Origin of the sequence: Bacillus sp. TH22 (genome assembly GCF_016651015.1) — a bacterium.
GTDB lineage: Bacteria > Bacillota > Bacilli > Bacillales > Bacillaceae_G > Bacillus_A > Bacillus_A mycoides.
Genome location: NZ_JAEKER010000001.1, coordinates 5,103,032 through 5,124,575, shown reverse-complemented (window position 1 = coordinate 5,124,575; position 21,544 = coordinate 5,103,032). Strand labels below are relative to the sequence as shown.

At 31.5% G+C, this 21,544-nt stretch carries 19 protein-coding genes and 6 pseudogenes; 5 read left to right on the top strand and 20 right to left on the bottom strand.

Going from position 1 to position 21,544, the window contains the following annotated elements; translation table 11 throughout:
* Positions 1-131: 131 nt before the first annotated feature.
* The 5 genes and pseudogenes from JFU18_RS26115 to JFU18_RS26095 all read right to left on the bottom strand — a co-directional run bounded on the left by JFU18_RS26115 (position 132) and on the right by JFU18_RS26095 (position 2,735).
* Positions 132-962: an ATP-binding protein gene (locus JFU18_RS26115; protein ID WP_483862041.1), complete on the bottom strand. Its 831-nt coding sequence runs from the start codon at positions 960-962 to the stop codon at positions 132-134.
* Positions 898-1,662, bottom strand: coding sequence for a conserved phage C-terminal domain-containing protein (locus tag JFU18_RS26110; protein ID WP_000096620.1), 765 nt, complete (start codon positions 1,660-1,662; stop codon positions 898-900). Before JFU18_RS26110 ends, JFU18_RS26115 begins: the two co-directional genes overlap by 65 nt.
* 77 nt (positions 1,663-1,739) lie before the next feature.
* Positions 1,740-2,018, bottom strand: coding sequence for a hypothetical protein (locus JFU18_RS26105; RefSeq protein WP_085312010.1), 279 nt, complete (start codon positions 2,016-2,018; stop codon positions 1,740-1,742).
* A gap of 69 nt (positions 2,019-2,087) precedes the next feature.
* Positions 2,088-2,332, bottom strand: a pseudogene (locus tag JFU18_RS29975) (hypothetical protein).
* 196 nt (positions 2,333-2,528) lie between these two features.
* The gene (locus JFU18_RS26095) at positions 2,529-2,735 is read right to left on the bottom strand and encodes a helix-turn-helix transcriptional regulator (protein WP_000549412.1); all 207 of its coding nucleotides are present in this window, start codon (positions 2,733-2,735) and stop codon (positions 2,529-2,531) included.
* 138 nt (positions 2,736-2,873) lie between these two features.
* On the opposite strand from JFU18_RS26095, the gene JFU18_RS26090 reads away from it, so the two are divergent.
* Positions 2,874-3,434, top strand: a complete 561-nt coding sequence (locus JFU18_RS26090; RefSeq protein ID WP_242483491.1) for a LexA family protein — start codon at positions 2,874-2,876, stop codon at positions 3,432-3,434.
* 209 nt (positions 3,435-3,643) lie between these two features.
* Positions 3,644-3,757, top strand: a pseudogene (locus JFU18_RS30675) (Arm DNA-binding domain-containing protein); the annotation flags it as partial.
* 285 nt (positions 3,758-4,042) lie between these two features.
* On the opposite strand, the pseudogene JFU18_RS26080 reads toward JFU18_RS30675, so the two are convergent.
* The 7 genes and pseudogenes from JFU18_RS26080 to JFU18_RS26050 all read right to left on the bottom strand — a co-directional run.
* Positions 4,043-4,372 (bottom strand): annotated as a pseudogene (locus JFU18_RS26080) (nuclear transport factor 2 family protein); the annotation flags it as partial.
* Between the two features lie 135 nt (positions 4,373-4,507).
* Positions 4,508-5,619 (bottom strand): annotated as a pseudogene (locus JFU18_RS26075) (RNA-guided endonuclease TnpB family protein).
* Positions 5,620-5,642: 23 nt separating this feature from the next.
* Positions 5,643-5,837: a transposase gene (locus tag JFU18_RS26070; protein ID WP_201031500.1), complete on the bottom strand. Its 195-nt coding sequence runs from the start codon at positions 5,835-5,837 to the stop codon at positions 5,643-5,645.
* Between the two features lie 279 nt (positions 5,838-6,116).
* The gene (locus JFU18_RS26065; RefSeq protein ID WP_201031501.1) at positions 6,117-6,509 is read right to left on the bottom strand and encodes a nuclear transport factor 2 family protein; all 393 of its coding nucleotides are present in this window, start codon (positions 6,507-6,509) and stop codon (positions 6,117-6,119) included.
* Positions 6,510-6,513: 4 nt separating this feature from the next.
* Entirely contained in the window at positions 6,514-7,335 is an 822-nt protein-coding gene (locus tag JFU18_RS26060; RefSeq protein WP_201050370.1) for an MBL fold metallo-hydrolase, read from the bottom strand.
* Positions 7,336-7,627: 292 nt separating this feature from the next.
* Positions 7,628-8,248, bottom strand: a complete 621-nt coding sequence (locus JFU18_RS26055) for a DsbA family protein (protein WP_201031503.1) — start codon at positions 8,246-8,248, stop codon at positions 7,628-7,630.
* A 1,289-nt stretch (positions 8,249-9,537) separates the two neighbouring features.
* Positions 9,538-10,131, bottom strand: coding sequence for a TasA family protein (locus tag JFU18_RS26050; RefSeq protein WP_000053757.1), 594 nt, complete (start codon positions 10,129-10,131; stop codon positions 9,538-9,540).
* Positions 10,132-11,227: 1,096 nt separating this feature from the next.
* On the opposite strand from JFU18_RS26050, the pseudogene JFU18_RS26045 reads away from it, so the two are divergent.
* Positions 11,228-11,526, top strand: a pseudogene (locus tag JFU18_RS26045) (hypothetical protein).
* A 94-nt stretch (positions 11,527-11,620) separates the two neighbouring features.
* Here JFU18_RS26045 and JFU18_RS26040 read toward each other — a convergent pair.
* Both JFU18_RS26040 and JFU18_RS26035 read right to left on the bottom strand, forming a co-directional pair.
* Positions 11,621-11,743: pseudogene (locus JFU18_RS26040) on the bottom strand (IS3 family transposase); the annotation flags it as partial.
* A 22-nt stretch (positions 11,744-11,765) separates the two neighbouring features.
* Complete coding sequence (locus JFU18_RS26035) at positions 11,766-11,921, bottom strand: hypothetical protein (protein WP_201031504.1); 156 nt, start codon at positions 11,919-11,921, stop codon at positions 11,766-11,768.
* A 469-nt stretch (positions 11,922-12,390) separates the two neighbouring features.
* Between JFU18_RS26035 and JFU18_RS26030 the strand changes: the two genes are divergently transcribed.
* A complete protein-coding gene (locus tag JFU18_RS26030) occupies positions 12,391-13,065 on the top strand; it encodes a hypothetical protein (RefSeq protein WP_201034160.1) in 675 nt (224 codons plus the stop codon).
* Positions 13,066-13,232: 167 nt separating this feature from the next.
* On the opposite strand, the gene JFU18_RS30570 is transcribed toward JFU18_RS26030, so the two are convergent.
* The 4 genes from JFU18_RS30570 to JFU18_RS26010 all read right to left on the bottom strand — a co-directional run bounded on the left by JFU18_RS30570 (position 13,233) and on the right by JFU18_RS26010 (position 15,775).
* Positions 13,233-13,751, bottom strand: coding sequence for an IS3 family transposase (locus JFU18_RS30570; protein WP_201034161.1), 519 nt, complete (start codon positions 13,749-13,751; stop codon positions 13,233-13,235).
* Between the two features lie 6 nt (positions 13,752-13,757).
* On the bottom strand, positions 13,758-13,952 hold the full coding sequence (locus JFU18_RS30565; RefSeq protein WP_201034162.1) for an IS3 family transposase: 195 nt from the start codon (positions 13,950-13,952) through the stop codon (positions 13,758-13,760).
* 143 nt (positions 13,953-14,095) lie between these two features.
* Complete coding sequence (locus JFU18_RS26015) at positions 14,096-14,404, bottom strand: helix-turn-helix domain-containing protein (protein ID WP_078175295.1); 309 nt, start codon at positions 14,402-14,404, stop codon at positions 14,096-14,098.
* A gap of 67 nt (positions 14,405-14,471) precedes the next feature.
* Positions 14,472-15,775, bottom strand: a protein-coding gene (locus JFU18_RS26010) for an IS3 family transposase (protein WP_242488455.1) whose coding sequence is annotated in 2 segments (ribosomal slippage) — positions 14,472-15,397 and positions 15,397-15,775 — 1,305 coding nt in all. Because the reading frame shifts where the segments join, the coding sequence is not laid out codon by codon here.
* A 1,687-nt stretch (positions 15,776-17,462) separates the two neighbouring features.
* On the opposite strand from JFU18_RS26010, the gene JFU18_RS26005 reads away from it, so the two are divergent.
* Complete coding sequence (locus JFU18_RS26005) at positions 17,463-18,095, top strand: lysozyme family protein (RefSeq protein ID WP_088031856.1); 633 nt, start codon at positions 17,463-17,465, stop codon at positions 18,093-18,095.
* Positions 18,096-18,875: 780 nt separating this feature from the next.
* Here JFU18_RS26005 and JFU18_RS26000 read toward each other — a convergent pair.
* Complete coding sequence (locus JFU18_RS26000) at positions 18,876-19,313, bottom strand: NUDIX hydrolase (RefSeq protein WP_201034164.1); 438 nt, start codon at positions 19,311-19,313, stop codon at positions 18,876-18,878.
* A 670-nt stretch (positions 19,314-19,983) separates the two neighbouring features.
* On the bottom strand, positions 19,984-21,417 hold the full coding sequence (locus tag JFU18_RS25995) for an IS4 family transposase (RefSeq protein WP_201034165.1): 1,434 nt from the start codon (positions 21,415-21,417) through the stop codon (positions 19,984-19,986).
* Positions 21,418-21,544 lie beyond the last annotated feature (127 nt).

The following is a 21,544-nucleotide window of genomic DNA, read 5'->3' as shown; positions in this document are numbered from 1 at the left end:
CATATTCTTTCTTAACTTCCGAATCACTTCACTTACTCGCTAATTAAAAGAACTAATTCATACAGTACAAATTTCTTGAACAATATGTTTTCATCTACATCTATATTTCCTACACAATATATATTCTTTTCTTAAAAAGGTAATTTTCTCTTACGCTTATCTCTTGTTTTTTTAAATTCTATGTGTCGATATGTATTAAACATACGAGATGTAACTCTTTCATCGTACGCTTTTATAATTGCCTCACCTGTTAAATTCGTTGTGATAATTGTTTTTTTCCCTTGTCGTCCATCAAATAGTTTAAATAACACACGATTTACAAATGCTGTTGCTTTTAAATCATTAATTTCCATATCGCCTAGCTCTGCTCCTAGATCATCAATGACTAATAAATCCATAGAAATTAGCATATTTGTTATGCTATGCTCTGTTTCACAAGATTGCGTATTAAATGTCGAACGTATGAAATCAAAGAGTTCTGAACTTGTAACATACATAACTTTATCCGAACTTTGTTCATTCATTTCATGCGCTATAGAGTATGCAATATGACTTTTTCCAGCTCCAACTTTACCCACGAGAATCAAATTAAATCGAATATCATTTAAATAGTCTGTAAGAGCCTTTTTAGCTAAAATTAAATTGTTTTCATCCTCTTCACACTCTGATATAAATGTCGAAAATCTAGCTAATTTAACAGTTTCATCTTTAATAAGACTATGATCATAAAATATACTTTTACGTTTTCTTTCCTCTTTTTCATAACGAAAAACATTCATTTCTTTTTCTAACCTTCTATTTTCTTCTTCTAAACGACATACTGGACAAATCGTTTCACCCTGAATCTCCATCAATCTTACCATTCGCTTCCTCTCCTGCTTACATATCAGACATGTATCAGAAAGGAAGTTCATTCTCTTCGAAAGACTTTGTACTATATCTGTTACCTTTGTTAAAGCCATTTGATTTCACCATCTTTCTCTGCTGCAAATATCCCTCAAATTTAGTTCCAAATAAGGTTTCTGGTCTTAAATATTTTGCCTGTTCTGTATAAAGCCATTCTTTCGCCTTCGTCTCAATAACTTCTTTAAATTCATTTATATTAAATCCCTCTTGTAGTCTAGATTTAATTAACATTTGTGTCTTTTTAGTTGAAATACGATAACTTGTATTACATACACTGTTGAGATAATTAATTATCTCTACTATATCTTTTTGAGTGGTATTCTCTGAGTTAATCTTTTGTGTAGTCTCTGGTATTGGTTGAGACATATTATCATTTTCCATCATGACAATATGTTCTTTTCGTTGAGACAATTTGTCACAATCGTTATCTATTTCTAATTCAACTAGTCTGTTATAATTTATTGAATACCATTTTGTTTTATCAAACTTTAATTTGTTATAGTTACCACTTATCAATAAATTAAACTCTTCTAGATTTTTAACAATACGTTTCAACGTTCTTTCATTCCAAAATGGGAATTGTTTATGCCAATTTGTAATGCTATTATAGACCCAATAACGATCATCATAATAATGTTTCGAGCGCTTGAGCCAATAATGTATTTGTTGAAGAAAAATTGCCTCGTTCAACCCAATCTTACTTGCTAATCGAGGTAATACTAATAGTGGCTCATCCTGTATTAGCAAACTACTCATTTGATCTTCCTCCAGAACTTTTTTAAAATCTACATATTAAATTTCTTATGTATTAAAGGTTTTATTCTCCAAAACCTTTAAATTTCCCAACCTATTAATACTTTTATAGCTTGATTAGCTTGCTTCCTTGTAAGATCACTCAGTGATTGAATTTTAAGTTTTTCTTTTAATTTATTTTTGATTTCCTCTTTTGATATTACTCCATCATATTTCAATGCTATTATATGAACTTTGGCATAGATCATTTTTAACTGTTTATTCGAAAGTTTTTCTGATTCAAAACAACTAGTATTACTAAATTCTTCATTTATACTCTTGCTGACATATCCTTGTTTTTTTGTCACTTTAAAAACCATGATTAATCCGCCTCCCTACAATAGACTTTCCTATAAGGTTTGTTTTTTAAGACCATAGTCTTTCTTTTTTTACATCTCATTCTCTGTTAGCCAATTTAATAAAAATGCCTTCTTTTCTTTAGCCGGAAAATACCATTTCCCGCCCACTTTAAATTTTTGAAAACGCTGATCAAAAAAGAATTCTTTTTGAATAGTAGTCCACGACATGCACGTTCTTTTTTTAATTCGCTTGTATCCCAAAATACAAATTCTGCATCCACTTCTTTAAATTTTTCTAAATATAATCTTCTGATCGCTCTTTCATCTATTTGAATATTTCAACATTCTATACTTCACCTCAATTTTTATATTCCAAATACACTTTAGCGTTTCATTTTATGAATCTCTTTCCTTCTTTTCTAAGTGCAAATCAATATATAAAGCATCTTTAATAGTAGGATTATTAGATACTTATTTTAAAATAACCCCCAAAAACATCCTATAATCCAAACATAAGTACGTGCATTTTTGTCACAAATTATTTAAAAAAAGATCAGGGAATAACTCTTCTATAGATTTCTCTAAATAGCACGATAACATATGTGCCTCTTTCAGAGTGAATTCACTTTTATTATGTTCTTTTGCCCAATATGTACGTGGAGAAACATTAAGAAAATCAGCAACTTCTTCAATAGTTTTTCTCTTTAATTTTCTTTCTAAAAATATCATCTTGTGCATTTTTGTCACCTCTTTTCAAATTCAAATATAGTACTACGTGACAAAACAGTCAAGATTTTTTTTACCAAATAACGAAGAAAGTTGCATTTTTGTCACACCAATTATATAATCAATCAAAGACGGAGGTGACAAAAAGTCATGAAATCATTCGGTTTAAAATTATCTCAATTGATGAAGAAAAATAGTATGACAGACGAACGATTAGCTGAATTATTATCTGTTAGTAGAACTACTGTTTTACGGTGGAGAAATGGTGAAAGAAGCCCTAAAATGTCAAAAATATCACAAATCGCTAAGATGTTAAATGTCCCTGCAACCTACTTTATTGATGAAAATGAATCCTATTGTCCTGAAGATCACGCAATTACCAAACGGGATATTCCCATTTATGGTACAATCGCAGCTGGTAAACCAATTGAAGCTATAGAAAATGTAATTGGTGATATACAGGTACCTGATATTATTTTAGATAAATATGGATTTGAAAAACTATTAGCACTTCGTATAAACGGAGACAGCATGAATAGAATTGTACATGATGGACATATAGCTGTACTTGAGAGGACAACAAATATAAATAATGGCGACATAGCCGCTGTACTCATCAACGGATATGACGCCACTTTAAAAGAATTTACAAAACCAATAATAGAATTATCCTTGAACCAGATTCTTTTAATCCTAGTATACATCCATTAATGTTTGATTGTACAGATATAGAAAATTGTCCAGAAATAAAAGTAGTTGGAAAATACATTTGGAGTTGTGCACCAATTCAATAATATTTCATCAATGAATTAAGTTATTTTTTAATAAATTTTAAAGTAAGGGGGCTCTCTCCCCCTTCTTTTTTATAGGAGGAATTCATCTTGGCTAGTTTCAGGAAATTAGGAGATTTTTAGGAATTCCTGGTAAGATTTAAAGACCCTTATACTCAAAAATACAAAGAAAAATCAAGACGTGGATTTAAGTCGAAAAAAGAGGCTCAACTTGCGGCGGCTGAAGAAGAGAAAAAATTATTAAAGGTTCAATCATACTTGGTACTTCTTCAAAATCTATACTTGAATACTTTTTCTTGCTCAATATAAAATACCTTTCTTACAAATTAATACGTTAATCTAATATTAACATGGTGCAATTTCAGGGGTAAGTTATCAGAAGACATATGAAGTAAGCACTCTACAAATTATAATAAATTAAATCTTGTTAAAACAAAAAGAGATGTCTTAGTAGTATACCTAGGACATCCCCTTCATTTTATAATATCTAGATTCTATACATCTCTAACAATTAAATATTTATTCTACCTAAAACATCGTATTATCATTAGCTGCCTCATTTGGAATCTCTTGAATTACATCCCAGTGTTCGACAATCTTACCATCTTTTATACGAAATATATCCACTATTGCAACTCCCTTATCTTCGGAATTCGTACGAGAATATACATGAAGAGCAACTGTATCTCCTACTACTACTACTACACGTTTGATCTCTGCAGAGGAATTAGGATTTTTAACATAATCCTCCTTAAAGAAATCTATGAAGGCTTTTCATCCATCAGCAACAAAAGGATTATGTTGCTGATAATCTTCGCTTACATATTTAGGGATAATATCGATATTATGTTTGGTGAACTACCCACCACTTTACGTCCTAATGGACTGTTTGAAGTGGGGGCTTCTCGGTTAGTCGTTACTTTTGATAGCTAACGAATTCGTCCTAAGACAGCCGAGCTAACTCCCTTGTTCCAAGGGTTATTTTATTGCTATCTATGCTAACGCTAATAGGCGTATTGCTTCATTTTTGATATTGATAGCTGCGTTATAATCTCTATCGAGATTTACACCGCATATACAAGAATATACTCTCTCAGACAATGACATTTTTTTCACATTTCCACAACTGCTACATGCTTTTGTGGAAGGAAACCATTTGTCTATTTTCACAAGCTGTTTTCCTTGTTCATTTAGTTTATAAGCTAAGAAAGAAGTGAACATACCCCAACCATTATCAGCGACATTTTTTCCAAAATGAAGTGCTTGCGACATTCCTTTCATATTTAGATCTTCAATAGCTACAATATCAAAATGAGTAGCTAACTCTTTAGACTTATGATGAAGGAAGTTCTTACGTTGGTTTGCTACTTTTTCATGTAACTTAGCTACACGGATACGTTGTTTATTCCAACGAATAGAACCTTTTGTTCTTCTTGATAATACTCGTTGTGCTTTTGCTAATCGGTCTAACATTTCACGGTAGAACTTAGGATAATTGGCTTTCTTATCCTCAGAACTGACGTATAATCCATCCATCGCAAAGTCTAATCCAACAACTGTTTCTACTTCTTTTTGTACAATCTCTTTTCGTATTCAGTCAAAATGGACACATAGTATTTACCAGTAGGTGTCATAGAAATCGTACATGACTTGATTATATGGTCTTGTGGTATTTCTCTATGCTGTTTGATATGTACCATTTTCAGTTTTGGTAATTTGATATGACCGTTAAGCAACATAATATTTCCGTTCACTACATTCGTTGTATAAGACTTTCTGTCTTTTTTGCTTTTGAATGTTGGGAAGTCATTTTGACCACTAAAGAAATTCTTATAGGCAGTTTGCAAGTTTAGTTGAGCATTTGCCAAAGCTAATGAATCAACTTCTTTTAACCACTCAAATTCTGATTTGTATTTCGCAGGAGTGGGAAGCTTTTGTTTCTTTAGTTGTTCCTTATCATCTTTGTGTTTTTCATAGGCTTCTTTCCGTTCAGCTAACATTCTGTTATACACGAAACGTACACAGCCGAAGGTTTTACGCATAAGATGTGCTTGGTCTTCTGTTGGATACAAACGGAATTTATATGCTTTATTATGCTTTGTCATATCATTTCACCTCACTTTTCATCTTAATTTTCAATATATTTTTTTACTGCGTCTATTGGTGAACCACCAGTAGTTAGTAAACAAAAACTTCTTGACCAAAACATATCTTTTGCATAGTCTGACATATCATCATCAAACACATTTCTTCTGTATTTCACGACCAACACAAGGTGATAATACAACGAGAATACTGAATGATTATTACTATCTAATTTCATTAATATACCAACCTTTATAATTTAAAAGACTGATTATATCTGAGACAAAATAACAAAGAAAACCTTTTGGCTCGCCAAACCGAAATTCATCTCCCACCTACCGTTGGGCTACGCCCTTCACACGTTTGAGGAAAGAGAATTTTTCCGGGGAATTCGTTAAATTTTTCTCTAATTTCATATATACCTACCTCTTCTAATCATATAAATTATATTCCATAACACGCTTGTAGAAACCTTCCCCAATATGTAATGTCTGGGGTATGTTAGAAGCTATTAACTCTAACTTAATACCTCATTAACAGTTGCACTATCCACAATTTGAATAAACTTCTTAACCTTATCGTTCTCATCAAACTCATACAGATGACAGAAATCTGCTACAAATGATTTCCCTGTTGCTTTATATGTTCCTCTATATTTTCCATACACGATAACAGTATTATTATTAAACGCATAAATTTCATCTTTTGCGCAATAGTTATCCCATTCCGTGGCAAGACGTTCATGTACATTTTTCACTACTTCATCTGGGCCTATATAAGTACCTGCATATGGAAACCCAGCAGCTTCTGTCCATGATACATTTTCACTTAAATACGTTTTGAAAGCATCCAATTTTCCTTCGCCAGTTAACACATACGTTTCATGTAATAGTTTCTGATATTTATTCATAGCATTAACCCCAAGGCATTTCTTTTGTTACAACTTTTGCACTTAATTCTAATACACCTTTATTTGCATAGCCTGGATATGCTGCTTCAAGTTTCGCTACAAAATCTTTTGAAGTCTTACTTTCCTCAGAAGCTTGAACCGCAGTTCTTAGGTAATCCATAGTTGCAGTAAGTGCCTGATTATTTAAGGATTTTTCAATTGATCCATGGCTAGGTACAATTATGTCAGCATTTAATGCTTGTAATACTTTCAAGTTCTCAATCCATGCCTCCATAGCCGCTTTTGAGCTAGTATCCGCTAAGAATACATGTATTTCGTTAAATACATCAATACCACCAATTAATAATTTTAGCTCTTTATTAAATAAGCTAGTTCTGTAATGATCTAAGCCTACTAGTTCAAATGTTAATCCCTGAAAATCAATCGTTTTTTCTTTAAACACTTGAGGTAATACTACGTTGCTTGGTGCGTTTTCTCCTAGGGCGCCTTTCCAAACTTTTAATTTACCTAAGACAGAATGAGCAATATGTTCAACAGTAGACTCTGTAGCATACGCTATAGCTTCTGGGTAAGCAGCCTTAATACTTTCTAATCCAAAGTAGTAATCAGGATCCCCATGAATAATAAAGATTTTATCTAAAGATAAGTCGTTTTTTTTCAGATACTCAACAATTTCTTTCGAATCAGATTGAGTAAATTTTGAGTTTATTAAAAATGCATGTCCCGCTTTCTCAACTAAGGTTGCAGTGACCATGAAACTTTTTTCGTCTGAACTAAACACTGTCAATTTTACATCTTTTTGATTTGTATCAATTGTTTTAAACATAGAATGTTATTCTCCTTTTGTTAAAGTTATTAACTAGTTAACATATTTTTATCTTGTTCCGACAGAAGCACCCTTTTCACTTTACCTGAAAGTGTGATAGCACCAACAAATAGGCGAAAGATGAATGTCCGTTGGCTTAAGCTAACATGTTTGCTACTATAGCTGATAGTAAAATTAAAATTGGACTCTTTTTAAAAACAAATTGAAACCGACTGTTATAAAAAGGTTTAAGTCCATCCAATTCTAGTCTTTTTTAAAACGTTAAATGTTATATACTGTAACTTAAAATCCATTAATATAAATTTTTAAAACGCGCTTCAATTTTATCTGGCGTCATTACCCCACCACCAATAGGGATAATTTGATTATCCTTTTGTAAAAGTAATGAAGGATAACTATTAACACCAAGCTGTCGCACCTTATTGAAATCGTTTTGGACATCTATTATTGTTTCTTGAGCGTTTAATCGTTCTAATACTTGTTCAGGGTCCAAACCATGCTCGATTGCAATCTTACGATATGTTTCAGGATCACTCAGACTTTGGCCCTCATAATAAAACGCTTTTTGCATAGCCGAAGTGAATTCTAACAAACGGTCTGGTGCTAATGAGCGTAAAGCTGAAAAGCCAATTGCAGCATCTTTCGAATTCATTTTAAAAGTCCCTTCTTCCACCAATTTTTGATATGAAGGACCAAATTCTGCACCTGTAAGTTGATTAATTCTTTTATTTCCCTCTTCTATATATGAGAAGTTTTTCATTGGTAAATTATTTAAAAATAACCCTCCACATAAAACCGTTAACGGCACTTCAGTGTGATTTTTGTAAAATCCTTTAATACTTTCTGAAAAGCCATAGCACCATCCACAATAAGCGTCCCATACATAAATAAGGTTATCTTGTTTCGTCTCCATTTATATCTCCTACCTTTATTTTTAGTATCCAGCTCAGCTACCACTTAAAATTCTCAGCTAACTTTCTGGTTTATATAAGTACGTCTTTTTTTATATCTTGTTCTTTTTTGAGTTACCTTACTATATTTTTCAAAACTAACCCTTCCCAAAAAGATTAGATAAGATTTCTAATGAAAGATAGCGCTGCACATCATTGCTCCAAAATAGAAGATACTAAAATTCGGAATATATCTTGATTTAAATATGTTAGTAACTTTCTACACCGGGCGATAACATGTGGACTACCATCCTTAATTGAATATATAAACCTTATTTTCATTTTAAATAGTCATAAGTTGTAACTAATTCAACTACAACATTATGTAACCGTATCAGTTACAACTATAGTAGAAGTCAATTCTTTTTTAACAAAAACAATAAATTTCTACCCTAACGCTTTTAGAATTCTATTATTAAAAACTGGCTTCTTGTTCTTAAATTTGTTAAAAAGCTTAGTAATTCCCTAAAAACATCACTAGTAAATATGGAACAACAAATTCAAGATAATTTACAAAACAAATAATATAAGTACCTCTTTCATGGCTTACCGACAGAGTACCAGTTCTAGTACATAGTTTTTTCAAAGCATTACATCTTGTTTTTATTTTTAATAGAAACTATCTGATTAACTAAAACAGGAACTGTCCCACCATGACTTATAATTTTTTATCCCTGTACATTATGCGGGGATTTTTTTCATAAAGAAAAGACACCCTAAAGTGCCTTCTTCCAACATGAACCCTCACAATTTCAATAGTAAGTATTGGACTCTCATCCAAATATACTTTTACCATGTTAAATTGTTTGATTCATTGAGGAATAGGGTTCAAATTTGGGTTAGCATCACATCGCTAACATACTAAGGTTTTATGCTACCGAGAAACAATGATTTTTACTCTTGGGATCTCAATTTTACTATTTGGGGATTTATGCTTTTCTTAGCTTGATTGCAGCGTGGGGATTTCCTTATTCGATGTATATGGATACCCTTAAAAATACAAAACCAAAAAAAGAGAGTCGTTATTTACTCTCTTAAACGTTCTACGACTTTTGGCTATTTTTTTCTTCTATTTATAAATTAAATGTTAGTTTTACAAAACATTCAAAATGTTAAACTTACAAAAGCCATTAATATCATGCGCAAATGCTGATATCAATGGCTTTTGGTATAGATATGTTGTAATCATTCTTTTAAATTATTAAAAGGCATAAGCTCAGTTTTACTTTTTACCAGTATTATGCTCTTAAATTTATCTTTCTTGTCCATCTGTTTGATTGGCTTGGAACTCCATTTTTAGCGCAATACTATCCCCTTGGAACACGTTTTGATCTGTTCCGTTGTCTTCAAATATAAACTTTATCCAAAACCAATCCATTTTCCTAGGTTTTAATCCTCCTGTTTCAGTCCACTTAGAATGAAATACTTTTTTGGAGGCAATCTCTGGGCTTTGTGATTTTAGTTCTGCAAGAGTTGTTTCGTATACAGGGCTTTTTGCAGGATCCCAATCCCAAAGAAATTGTACTTTAATATGTTTACCTAAATCTTCTGTAGTGTTATTTTGTTTTAAATCGTTTACAGTATAGTCTATTTTCATCATGATATCTTTAATATCTAATGTACCACTATTTGTTAAATTGAATTTCTTTAATATTTTGTCCCCAGGTTTTAAATTTTCTAAGTTAAGTGAAGTAGTTGGTTGCATAGCTAAATCCAACGTACCTGCAGCAAATGAATTATTTGTCACCACTTGATCGCTAAAATATGCATATGTTCCCCCACCAATTAAAGATAAGCCAAGAGCGGCTGAAACCACTCCAACACCTAATTTCTTTTTCAATGACATTTTTTGTTCCTCCCATATCATTTTTATAATCTTTCTCCCTAATCAACCGAAAAGGTCCCCTTAATACAGATATACCATGAATTGTGAAAAAATTATATTAAAAGCAGAAAATTCCTTATTGAGAAAATTATGTTATTATCTATCTTCTGTAAATGAAACGTCCCAAAAATAGAAAAGTTGAATTTATAATTATCAAAACCTCTGCCAAAAACAAATTAATATTAACTACCCTTTATGATTAGAATTATTTATTTCTTCCGGAGTATTCTAACACTTCAAAAGGTACACTTTTTGGGAGTATAACTAAGCTACTAAAATCCCCTTTTCAAAAGGTATAAAAAATATTTCTGGTACACTTCAAAATTTACGTATACCTTTTGATTTTTTCTAAAAATGTATCATTTACATCTACTATTAAATACTACCCCAAAGTTCTGGCAAAACTATAAATAACCAAGTCTCAAATTCCCCTGGAGCTGAGCAGTTAGTTTATTCTAACTGCTCTTTTTCTTTTTATCGTCACCTTTCCATTGCACCTCCATATGCTGTATAGAAATATCTCCTTTTAAATTGTCATTGGTGCCTCTTTCAAGTCCTAATGCACATCTTAAAAAGAGCACTTTACAAAAGTTCTCTTTTTACTTTGCCAGCCACTGACCCTATAATGAAGTAAGATTTTAACTTATGAATAATTTATGGAATCCTTTCCGATAATAAGAATAGATTGGTAACAGCCAATCTGTATCCATAATGAATCTCTGATTTTCTTGAATTTTCCCTGAGGCAAGGTAGCTATTTTTTAGCTACCTTCTTGTATGAACTGCAAATATATGCACATGCTATTAACGGAATGCTTGAATCATTGTCATTGAAAATGTTCAGCACTTCCGCTCCTTAGGAGAACAGTCTACGCAGCTGTTCTCTTTTTTATTTTCTTTTTTTAAATATAAAATGAAAAAGTATAATTAAATCCTCAACAATCAATAGCATTGCAACATTCTCAACGTTCCCTCAACAATTTCTCCATATTTTCCATGGACAATAGCACACTTTTTCGGCAGTTTTAATATTAAATACTGCAAGGAGGTGCTGAAAAATGACTTGGTTTATTATCTTAGGATTTTTGCTTATTTTAATTATAAAAGCGGTTTTCATGCACATAGTATTCATATCATTTTCAAAATAGGTTCAGATACAAAAGCTGTGCCAAGTTGGTCTTTCATTAATAGAATAAACTTCGAAACATTTAAAGAATTAATAAAAAAACCAAATAGTAATAAACTTAAAATCCTTACAATAGGAGAACTTGTTATTCCTTTAAGTTTCTTTAACAGATTATTTGGCAAAACATTAGTTTTTCTATTCCTATTCTTTTACTCTCAATACTTAAACTAAACGCAATATGAAATGAGTTAAAAACTAACAATCGCTAAGCGTAACAAACAACCGGCCACCTATTATGAACTGGTTCCAAAATTTAGACAAAAAATTAAGCGGCTATTTGAATGTGAGTCCGGTATTGTACTGGACTCATTCCTTTTAACTTTGCTTTAATTCTTTTGTGATTATAAAAATCTATATAGTTATCTGATTCCATCTTATAATGTTCCATACTTCAAATTCTTTAAGATAACTTACATTCGCCTTGTCTTGTTCTGTAATTTCTTCTCTTTTTGAACTAAGGCCTTTAACTTTTTTAAATAATCAATATTCATACGTAAACGTGCATTTTCTTCTTGTAATGCCTCTACTTCAATATTTAACTTTGATTTTGTATTTATATTTTCCATAGCTGGACCTCCCTTCTTCTCTTCATATAGGAAATCCACGCCTTTTAAATCAAATATTTCCTTCCACCTACGAACCAATAAACTCCTTAACAAAAACTGTTTATTTATTTCATTTATCGTTATTCTATATCTAAAAATTCCAGATATATTCTTTGAAAAATCCTCTCTGTATTCATTCCATATTTATCTCTCGCAAATAAATCGTAGTACATATTATATCCAACACATTTATAGTTCTTAATAGTATTTTTAACAAAATCTTCTTGAATTTAAATAGACATGCCACTTTAAACTGTCAACTCCATCTATATTGATAAATATGAAACATCTAATATATTTGACATTTCAATGACTTATAACAGGAAAATATATACATTCAATAAAACCTGATGTATCTTTGCTTTGTAAGTCATAGTTAGTTGGCCAACTTTCAATGCAATTTAACAATAAAAAGTAAGGAGGACCTAAAATGAATCAAGCATTAAAGAAAAGTAAGAAAAAAATGATGTATCTAGTTGGTTCACTTCTAATTTCTCTATCAATGTTTTCAACTACAAGCTTTGCAGCTACAGAAGGTGCTGTAAAAAGTGTTACAAATAGTAATTATACCGGGATTGCAGCAGATATAAATCTACCAAAGTCAGTTGTTGTTAAGGATGGATATGTAAATTGGTATTTAGGTATTGGATCATCTAAAGTTGAAGGGGGTATTTCAAAAACACCAAGTGGATATAAAGTATTTCTTAATTCAGGATATAATGAATCAGGTCAAAACAGTAAGTATTGGAATACACAGTATGATACATCAATTAAAGATGGTGATCGAGTAAATCTTAAATTAGTTAATAACGGAAATGGTACGGTTACTATGTATGTAAATGGAAGCCCTAGATACGCAAATCAGCCTGTATATGGTACATTTTCTCAATATGAACCAGTAAAAATGGTTCAGGGTGTGGAGGACACTGGACGTAATTCTTTTAGCCAATCTAGCTTTTCAAACGTGCTACTAAGAGCAGATATGTCTGGATCTACCTACAAAAGTTGGAACAGTTCAATTTCTTCTTCATTCTCTAGACACGGTACTTATGGTAGCAATTTCACAATTTATTCACAAGTACCGTTAAGCGCAAGTTTACGTTAAGTATGCTATTTGCATAATAATGTTTTCAAGGAAAAAGTAGCTGTACTTTTAATCTGTACCCTTTGTAAAGGACATCTTGAAAAAAGTTAGGCAACATCAAGAAGATGATTTCTGTATCCTGGTCTTACCCCTGTCAAGTAGACAGTAATAGATTAGGTGCCTTTTCATTAAGCAGCCTTAGTTCCAAATTCAATAGGACTAGGGTTGTTTAATCTTTTTTGGAATCTTTTGTTATTGTAATAGCTTATATATCTTTTAGTAGCCTTAAAGACTTCTGTCTTTTCATAAAAGGTATGTCTATAAAAGCATTCTGCCTTAAAATGACTAAAAAAGCTCTCTATACATGCATTATCGTAACAATTTCCCTTCCTAGACATACTCACAGTTATTTTGTGCTTTTTAAGTAATTGGTTATATTTTTTTGACGTATACTGATAACCTCGGTCGCTATGTAATACTGTTTCGTGGGCTTTTCTTTTTCTTAAGGCTTTATTGACTGTATCTGTAACTAATTTCAAATTGTTGTATTCGCTCATTCGGTAGGCCACAACTTCGTTATTGTAAAGGTCTAGTATCACTGAAAGATATATGCGCTTATTATTAAAGGTAAGATAGGTTATATCTGTAACCCATTTTTCATTTGGCCTTGTAGTTGAAAACTCTCTGTTTAACAGATTTTCCGACACGATGCATTATTCTTTCAAACCAAAATGCCGCCACTTTTTCTTTCGAATCTTAGCTTGTACCCCTATTCTCCTCATTAAACGATATACTCTTTTGTGATTTACCTGTAAACCATAATACTTTTTGAGCCATATACAAATTCTTCGGTAACCATAGCTACCATTTATATCTGGATCTCGTTCGCATTCTCCTATTTTAGACATGATAAATTGGTCCTCTTTCATCTTTTCAGAGGGATTGTTGATTCTTTTTTCCCACTTATAATATCCACTTCTTGAAACACCTGCAATTTCACAAAGCAATACAATTGAAAAATTCTGTTTTAAGGTATAAATGACCTCATATTCTACTGATTTACTTTTTTTGATCTCATCCCCCTTTTCGTATCTAATAGCTTTTTTAAGTATGCATTTTCCGCTTCTAATCGTTGTATTCTAGCATCTTGACTTATTTCATTTGTTTGTTTAGATCTTCCCCGTTTTTCTTGTAGGCCCAGAATACCTTCATTTTTATATTTTTTAATCCATCTATCTACAACTGAATATGTAACTCCTAATTCCTTTCCGATTAGCTTGCTTCCAATTCCTCTATGTAAGTACAATTCAATAGCTTTCATTTTAAAATCAATTGAAAAAGTTCTTCTAATTTTCCCCATAAAAAATCCCCTCCATAATAAACAGTAAAGTAACTTTCTTTCAACTGTCTACTATAAGGGGATCATATTATCCAACAGGAGTCATCTTTTTTAAATTCCATTGATATCTATAGTGATTATAGTACGTCATATATTTCTTAATCTCTTGTTTCAACTCAGTAAAAGACTCGCAAGGTTTTATATGTGCTTCATCTTTCAGATGACCAAAAAATGATTCTTGTGGAGCGTTATCCCAACAGTTCCCTCTTCTTGACATAGATTGTCCGAGCTTTAGCTTTTTGACTAATTTTTGGTAGGTAGGGCTTGTGTAGTGGGCTCCTTGATCTGAATGAATATATGCACCTTCAGTCAATCGAATCCTCTTATTCCGTTTTAGTTTATGAAGAGTTGTTGTTACGAGGTCTAATGTCATCTGTTCTGAAACATGGTAAGCTAAAATTTCATTGGTTGAGCCGTCTAAAATTGTAGATAAATAAGCTCTTTTATTCTTACCGTAAACTAAATAAGTGATATCTGTAAGAAGCGTTTTTCCTGGGGTGTTTTGTTTAAATTCTCGATTTAATTGATTCGGCACTACTCGATGTTCTTTTGAAGCTTTCAGCATTCTTTTATAAGGATTTGCTTTCCGAATCGGACAGACAATCTCATATTTTTTCATGATTCTACGGATACGCTTTAAATTGTAGACAACTTGAAAATGACCCACCAATGTCATTTTTATTTGACGAGCCCCTTTCTTTCGATTTCTAAATCGAAGTGCTTTTAATATGATTTCTTTCACGATTTCATCTTGATTGTTCTTTTGTTTCCGTTGTTCTTGAGATGAAATGGAAAAATAATTATAGTATCCCGAACGGGATACACCGACTACTTTACACAAATAACTCACCATATTTCTTAAGTTATATTTTATGATGACAGAACGAATCAGGATATATTTCTGACTAGGTGATAAAGTTATTTCCTTCTCATCCTCCCTTCCATAAGTTTGATCTTTTTTAACAATTCATTTTCTGCCTTTAGTAAGTTCCGTTCGGCTTCTAAACGAGCATACTTCTCTTCTAACGTAAGCTCTCTCTCAAGAGTTCTTCCCGCGTTTTGGCGTGTATCTCGCAAACCAAATACACCATTTTTTCTGTAAGCAGCACGCCATCTACTTCCTGATGACATAATTCGTTTCATTCCAATCATATCTATATCAAAACCACATTCTTCAAAAATATTTCGAGGTAGTTTTCCTTTTTCATTTTCCTCAATAAAAATACGCTTAAATTCATCTGTATAAGTGATACCTTTCTGACTTACAGATTTTATGTAGGGGTTATTTGATAGAATTTGAATGTCTCTTTCTGTAAATAGCTTTTTTGTCATTTTGAACTTTCTCCGATCCCAATTTTCTCTCATTATACAAGAAATACCCTATAGAATAGACTTTTTTTCAGTGTCTATTCTATAGGGTACATTTTATTTTGTACAGCTACTTTTTTATGCAATAAATCAGTAATAGATATTCGAGCTGCAATAAATGCCCCTTTTATACTTTGAAATGTAATTTGCAAACTACAATTTGACATAATTCTAATAGTATGGGATGTATATTTCTCCATAAAAGCAACTTATTTTTATCTCTTTTAAACAATTTATCATATTATTTTCATCTAATTAGGCACAGAAACGTTTTGCAAAATCTTACTACTTTTAGGAAAAACGTTTTTAGGGTACATTTTAAAATAGCTCTTTTTCTTTGAAATGTTTCTGTGCTTAATATTTAAAATATCTTATGTCAAAATTTCCCGCAACAAATATGTTAAATGATTCATAATTATATATAATGTGGAATATTAAAGTTAAATATTCCATATTATACTCCATTAAATATAGCGTATTTAATTTATTAGTAATTAATTTATTAGTCTAAGTATGAATTATAAAGTATGTTCGTTTAAAATTGTCACAATATAATTTTATATTCGACGTTTTTAATTACTCGTGAAACATTTGCAAATGTTTTAACCGTTATGTATAAGGTAAATATCCCCTCTAAATATAAGATTTACTTAATTTAGATTCTTTCTCTCATAGTCGTAATGTCGAAAAAAGTCGAATTTTTATATTTTTTCTTTATTTTCTAGTTGTAAACGTTTTATTTTCATGTTACCATCTTAATCAAACATTAGATGGTAATAAAACTTAAAGTATTTCTTTCCCTTAGAGACATATAAACGTTCGGTAATACCATGAAAATAAGGCCAAAGAAATATGAGTTACCTGATAAAAGATTTAATAGGATTTTTACCACTTTAATTTTCTGTTAATTCAGAATGTAACACTTTAACATTTTGTCCCTAAACAAAATTTAAATTTTAGTGTGGTAAACTCAAAAAGCTAAATCACCCACCCAAATTAATAAATGATATATCCTGTTATATCTAACGATCAGTCATGAGAAATAGATTTCTTCCTAAGAAAACTTAGCCCATTAATAAAAAGTGTCTAAATTTCTATCTTTATTACCATCTATTGTTGATAACATATTTACCAACTATAAAAAAGAACCTATTGAAGGTTCTTTTTTATTATAATCATTAGCACTTCAATTATTGATAATCATTGGTGTTGAATCTTTATTCCCTCACCTTATATAGTTTTCTTTTATTAACACTTGAAGACTTATTGAGGTACGGTTCTGATTTTAATTTTTTTTTATTTTTAAGCGACTAATTTCCGAATGATGGGCCATCCACAGTTTTATATCTAATAAAGAAAGAATTATGTCTGTTTCAAGTGACATTTTGCTTACCTCCTTCTCTCTTATGGGTTATGTAGATAATATATCTCTTGAATCTGGAGCCTTTAGAACACATAATGGATACCCTAAAAAATGGACTTTATTTTATCTTTATCTTATCTTTACCTTATCTTTAAATTTTTCTATTAAACTTAGCATTTAGAAAAAAATTTTCGAGTCTAAAAAAGCTGGGAAATAGAGAATTATTGAATTTTTTTAATAACCAGTCACCATTGAAAATAGGGTTTCTTGTAAAAGGAGGAGTAATATTTGAAGAATAAGAGAAAAGTACAAACTATTATATTATTCTTTATTAGTATTTTAGGGTTAGGAACAATAATCGGGATACTATATTTTAATGACAAAACCAATACTCAAAAAAATAAAGCGTTTGCTACCGAGGAACGTTTATTGCAATATGAGCCCATCATGAAAAAAGAATTAGAAAAATATAATTTGGGAGAAAAAACAGCAATTTTACTAGGAATTATGTACCACGAGAGTAGGGGTGAGGGCAACGACCCTATGCAATCTTCCGAATCACTTGGATTAAAGCCAAATGAAATCCAAGTGATAAACTTGAGCATTAAACAAGGGGTAAAGCACTTTGTTCAAATGTATAGATATGGAGAAGAAAAAGGTGTTAGCATGGATACAATTATTCAAAGCTATAATATGGGGCCAGGCTATATTGATTTTATTGCCAATCAAGAAGCTAAACAACACTCGGAAGATACAGCTAAACAGTTTTCTAAGTTGAAAGTTGATCAGAATCCAGCTACATACACTTGTGGTGGAAATAAACAAAATTTTAGATATCCATATTGTTACGGTGATTTCACATATACAACAAAAGTGAATGAAAAAGCAAAACTTATTGAAGAACGCCTCCAAAAAAATTAAAATTGTATATATTTGTTTGAAGGAGTTTTCCATTTACTTTTATATGGTTTTCCATCAACTTTTATCCCCTCTTACCATCTAAATGTATATATACAACTATCGTATCATATTTCAATTTAAATACGGCTCTAGTTACATATTTCGCAAAAAATCTATCCAGAATATAAATAAAATCACCATTTCACATGAAATAGTATCCACTTAGCGAATTCATTAGGCATAAAAATAAATGTAGATTCAATAAAAAGAGAGTACCCTCGCTATTGGTGCTCTCAATGTGAATTGGGGTTTATCCTGAGCATTGAATAGGACACGAAGAACTCGTCCTGTTACATAATATTATGCTTGTCCATATTATAAATGTGCAATAAAAAAGCACCCTCGCCCAGGCGCCAAGAGATACATATACGTTGAGGTAACTAACACGTTAGAAAAGGCCCTTCCATATCATTGTATGATTATCAATTATCTTTATACCTAGCAGACTCATTAAATACGTTTAATGTATCATTTCTATTAGTTTAACCATGCCTAATGTCATCCAATTCATGGTTAGTATTCTAAATAGACCAACGATGTATTATAATACTTTATATATCCAAGGAGGTTTACTATGCTTAATTTTCATAAAACATTCCCCATCTTAGGATTCTTTTGGTTTTTATATAGTTTTATCGGCATCATCTTTTTATTACTATTCCTTAGCGTGTAGTAACGACGCGTATAAATATATGTTTAATGTGTGATTTCTATTATCGGCTTTGTTAACTAACACTTAAATTATTTTAACAGCCTTTTGTTTAATTCCCACAAAGCTGTTTTGTTACTATCCCATTTTAAAAGCGTTACGGCTTCCTCAAAGCACAACCATTTATACTTCAAGTGTTCTTTAGATAATTTAATATTTTTTGTAGGAACTTTAACTCCAAAAGAAAATTCTTTTATTACATAGACATCTTCTCCCCAAAGAAATTCACCAACTACATCCTCTACTGGTAGTGAAGACACAGAATCTAGTTTTATATATGGACATTCTCTTATAATACCAGCCTCTTCAAACGCTTCCCGTTTTGCTGATTCAATAGGAGTCTCACCATCTTCTCCACCACCAGCTATTCCTTGCCAATAACCATAATCACTTCGATTAAAAATGCCATATTGAATGGACTCATCAGTTTTTATATAAGGAAATATCAATACTTGATACGGCGCTCTCATTGCTTAACCTCCTCTCGAAAAAATATGAACAATTTATTCACTAACTTGCTATTTTAGTAAATAAAGAGCCAACATCAAAATTCTACATTAATAATGCAGGTTTATGGTATCGGCTCTCCATTTTTTAAGAATTTTATTTTTCATAAATAGGTTTACTCTTAACGTGATAAAAACCTGCTTATTTCTTATTTAATTTGCTTAGCGTGTTTTTTTCGAAATGTCTGGCTGTATCACATGTTGACTAACCAGTCCAAATAGTCCCTAAAACGGTCGTTTAAGGAACTTTATTTATATCTATCAAAACTGACTGAAATATGTTTAAAATTCAGTTCAAAAACTCATTACCAAAAACAAAGTTTTATATCAAACATCAAATACCGTTTATGGAACACTCTTAATGTACGGAAAACCAAGTTTTTTAAATAAAAAATTCCTTAGCGTACGAAATTCGCGTTATGTTGGCGGGACCCCATCGCCATCAAGTTAAGGTTTTGAAGTACCCCCTAAACGAAAAAATTCTTTCTCTATAGGGGCACCATACATTGCCATCAAGCTAAGGTTAGGTATTCCATGAGCTTCCGTTCTTGTTGCCTACATGCTTGCTATTTTGTTTATTTGTTTTTAAAAATACGCATTCCAAATAAACCTTGATAAGGTGTATTTTTAAAGGTTATGCAGTTTTCTGCTTTAGATTGGATACAGTGCACTGATAAACAACGCCTAAAATATCAAAGACTGTCTTTTTCTCATATCGATGGGATTTTCGTCCGTTTTTCTGTAAGAGATCAAACAGACGAAGGAAAATTTTTGATACTTCTTGGGTGTCTTTTTGTATAGCTTCATATACTAAGTACAGATGATCTTGAATCATATAAATTGCTTTATATTCACTTAATTCTTTTTGTTTTTTCTGTAGTAACAGCTGTCGCATTTTGAACATAGTGGAAGAACAAAGAAAAATAGCGATTAACTGTCCATAAAGATGACATTCTAGACGCTCTCGCTTAATATTGTGACAATGATTGACACCAAAAAGAGATTTCCATGTTTTAAATACAATCTCTATTTGCCAACGTAGTGAGTAGATATAATGAATCTGTTCCATCGGAACAATTTCCCATGGTATGTTGGTAATATAAATATTGATTTCTGTTAAACGTTTACTTTTTTCAGAGTATGTAACTCCTTTTTTCTTTTCAACATAATATTGCTGTTTCCTACGCTTTTGAATTTGAGTTGATGTAAGTCTGTATATTACAACTCGTGAGGGTAATTTTTGTTGTCCAATATAGGCATTCCGAATTTCATAAGTGTCCCCTGGTTTTATCTGATGCATGATATCTTCAAGGTTAAGTAAAACATATAAAGATTGCTTTTTTACTGTCCCATCCCGAAAGAATTCTGGAGATTCATTTTTTACATATACTCTATTATTTAATTTCAACCGTGAAACATAGAATACCCCTCGTTGATCCATCTGGTCTAAATCTTTTAGAGAAAAGTATCCTAAATCTCGAATACATAAATCTCCTGGTCGTAAGGTATCCAAACACTCTGTTCCAAAGGTTTTATCATTATTTTTACCTGGTTCCATTTGAAAATTGAGGAATTTCCCACTATGTAAATCATACTCTAGTTGAATCTTAATACCGGCTGTTTGTGCACACCCTCCTGAACCAGGATAAATAGGAGCTAAATGATTGGGTACTTGAAAAATAGTAGCATCTAAAATACGTATACGTTGAAAATAAGAGGTGTATTGGTTTGAGATTCGAGACGAATCGTTTAGTTTGCTTTTGATTAAAAGGGAAAATACACGCTGTAGAAATAAAACAGCGTATCGGTTAAAACGTTGATTAAGTCCTTCTGTACTCATAAGTGTAGCTGTATTCGCATAAAGTTGACTACATAATCGAGTGAGGGAATCGCTTGCTACATGTTGGCTGATCCAAATACATAAAGCAGCCAAATCTTGTGAGCCATATTTACTTTTACGTTTTACAAAACCTGTCTCTTGTGCAAGTTGTTGAAGAATATGTGGAGATAGATATCGCTGTAGTTCTTCAGCGAACAAATGAAATTCATCTTGAATCGAAAGATTCATAAAAAACGCCATCCTTTCCCATGATTCTACTGAAAGAATAGCGTTTTTTTAATGCTATGGATACACAATTATCTTAACTTGATAGTGACCCCTAATAGGAATGTTTACTTACTTGCACTAAAATTAA

Bases quoted from the DNA above. Each gene is read 5' to 3' on its own strand.
- JFU18_RS26115 (WP_483862041.1), bottom strand. From the start codon at position 962: ATGGCTTTAACAAAGGTAACAGATATAGTACAAAGTCTTTCGAAGAGA.
- JFU18_RS26110 (WP_000096620.1), bottom strand. From the start codon at position 1,662: ATGAGTAGTTTGCTAATACAGGATGAGCCACTATTAGTATTACCTCGA.
- JFU18_RS26105 (WP_085312010.1), bottom strand. From the start codon at position 2,018: ATGGTTTTTAAAGTGACAAAAAAACAAGGATATGTCAGCAAGAGTATA.
- JFU18_RS26095 (WP_000549412.1), bottom strand. From the start codon at position 2,735: ATGCACAAGATGATATTTTTAGAAAGAAAATTAAAGAGAAAAACTATT.
- JFU18_RS26090 (WP_242483491.1), top strand. From the start codon at position 2,874: ATGAAATCATTCGGTTTAAAATTATCTCAATTGATGAAGAAAAATAGT.
- JFU18_RS26070 (WP_201031500.1), bottom strand. From the start codon at position 5,837: ATGAAATTAGATAGTAATAATCATTCAGTATTCTCGTTGTATTATCAC.
- JFU18_RS26065 (WP_201031501.1), bottom strand. From the start codon at position 6,509: ATGAATAAATATCAGAAACTATTACATGAAACGTATGTGTTAACTGGC.
- JFU18_RS26060 (WP_201050370.1), bottom strand. From the start codon at position 7,335: ATGTTTAAAACAATTGATACAAATCAAAAAGATGTAAAATTGACAGTG.
- JFU18_RS26055 (WP_201031503.1), bottom strand. From the start codon at position 8,248: ATGGAGACGAAACAAGATAACCTTATTTATGTATGGGACGCTTATTGT.
- JFU18_RS26050 (WP_000053757.1), bottom strand. From the start codon at position 10,131: ATGTCATTGAAAAAGAAATTAGGTGTTGGAGTGGTTTCAGCCGCTCTT.
- JFU18_RS26035 (WP_201031504.1), bottom strand. From the start codon at position 11,921: ATGGAAAATATAAATACAAAATCAAAGTTAAATATTGAAGTAGAGGCA.
- JFU18_RS26030 (WP_201034160.1), top strand. From the start codon at position 12,391: ATGAATCAAGCATTAAAGAAAAGTAAGAAAAAAATGATGTATCTAGTT.
- JFU18_RS30565 (WP_201034162.1), bottom strand. From the start codon at position 13,952: ATGTCTAAAATAGGAGAATGCGAACGAGATCCAGATATAAATGGTAGC.
- JFU18_RS26015 (WP_078175295.1), bottom strand. From the start codon at position 14,404: ATGGGGAAAATTAGAAGAACTTTTTCAATTGATTTTAAAATGAAAGCT.
- JFU18_RS26000 (WP_201034164.1), bottom strand. From the start codon at position 19,313: ATGAGAGCGCCGTATCAAGTATTGATATTTCCTTATATAAAAACTGAT.
- JFU18_RS25995 (WP_201034165.1), bottom strand. From the start codon at position 21,417: ATGAATCTTTCGATTCAAGATGAATTTCATTTGTTCGCTGAAGAACTA.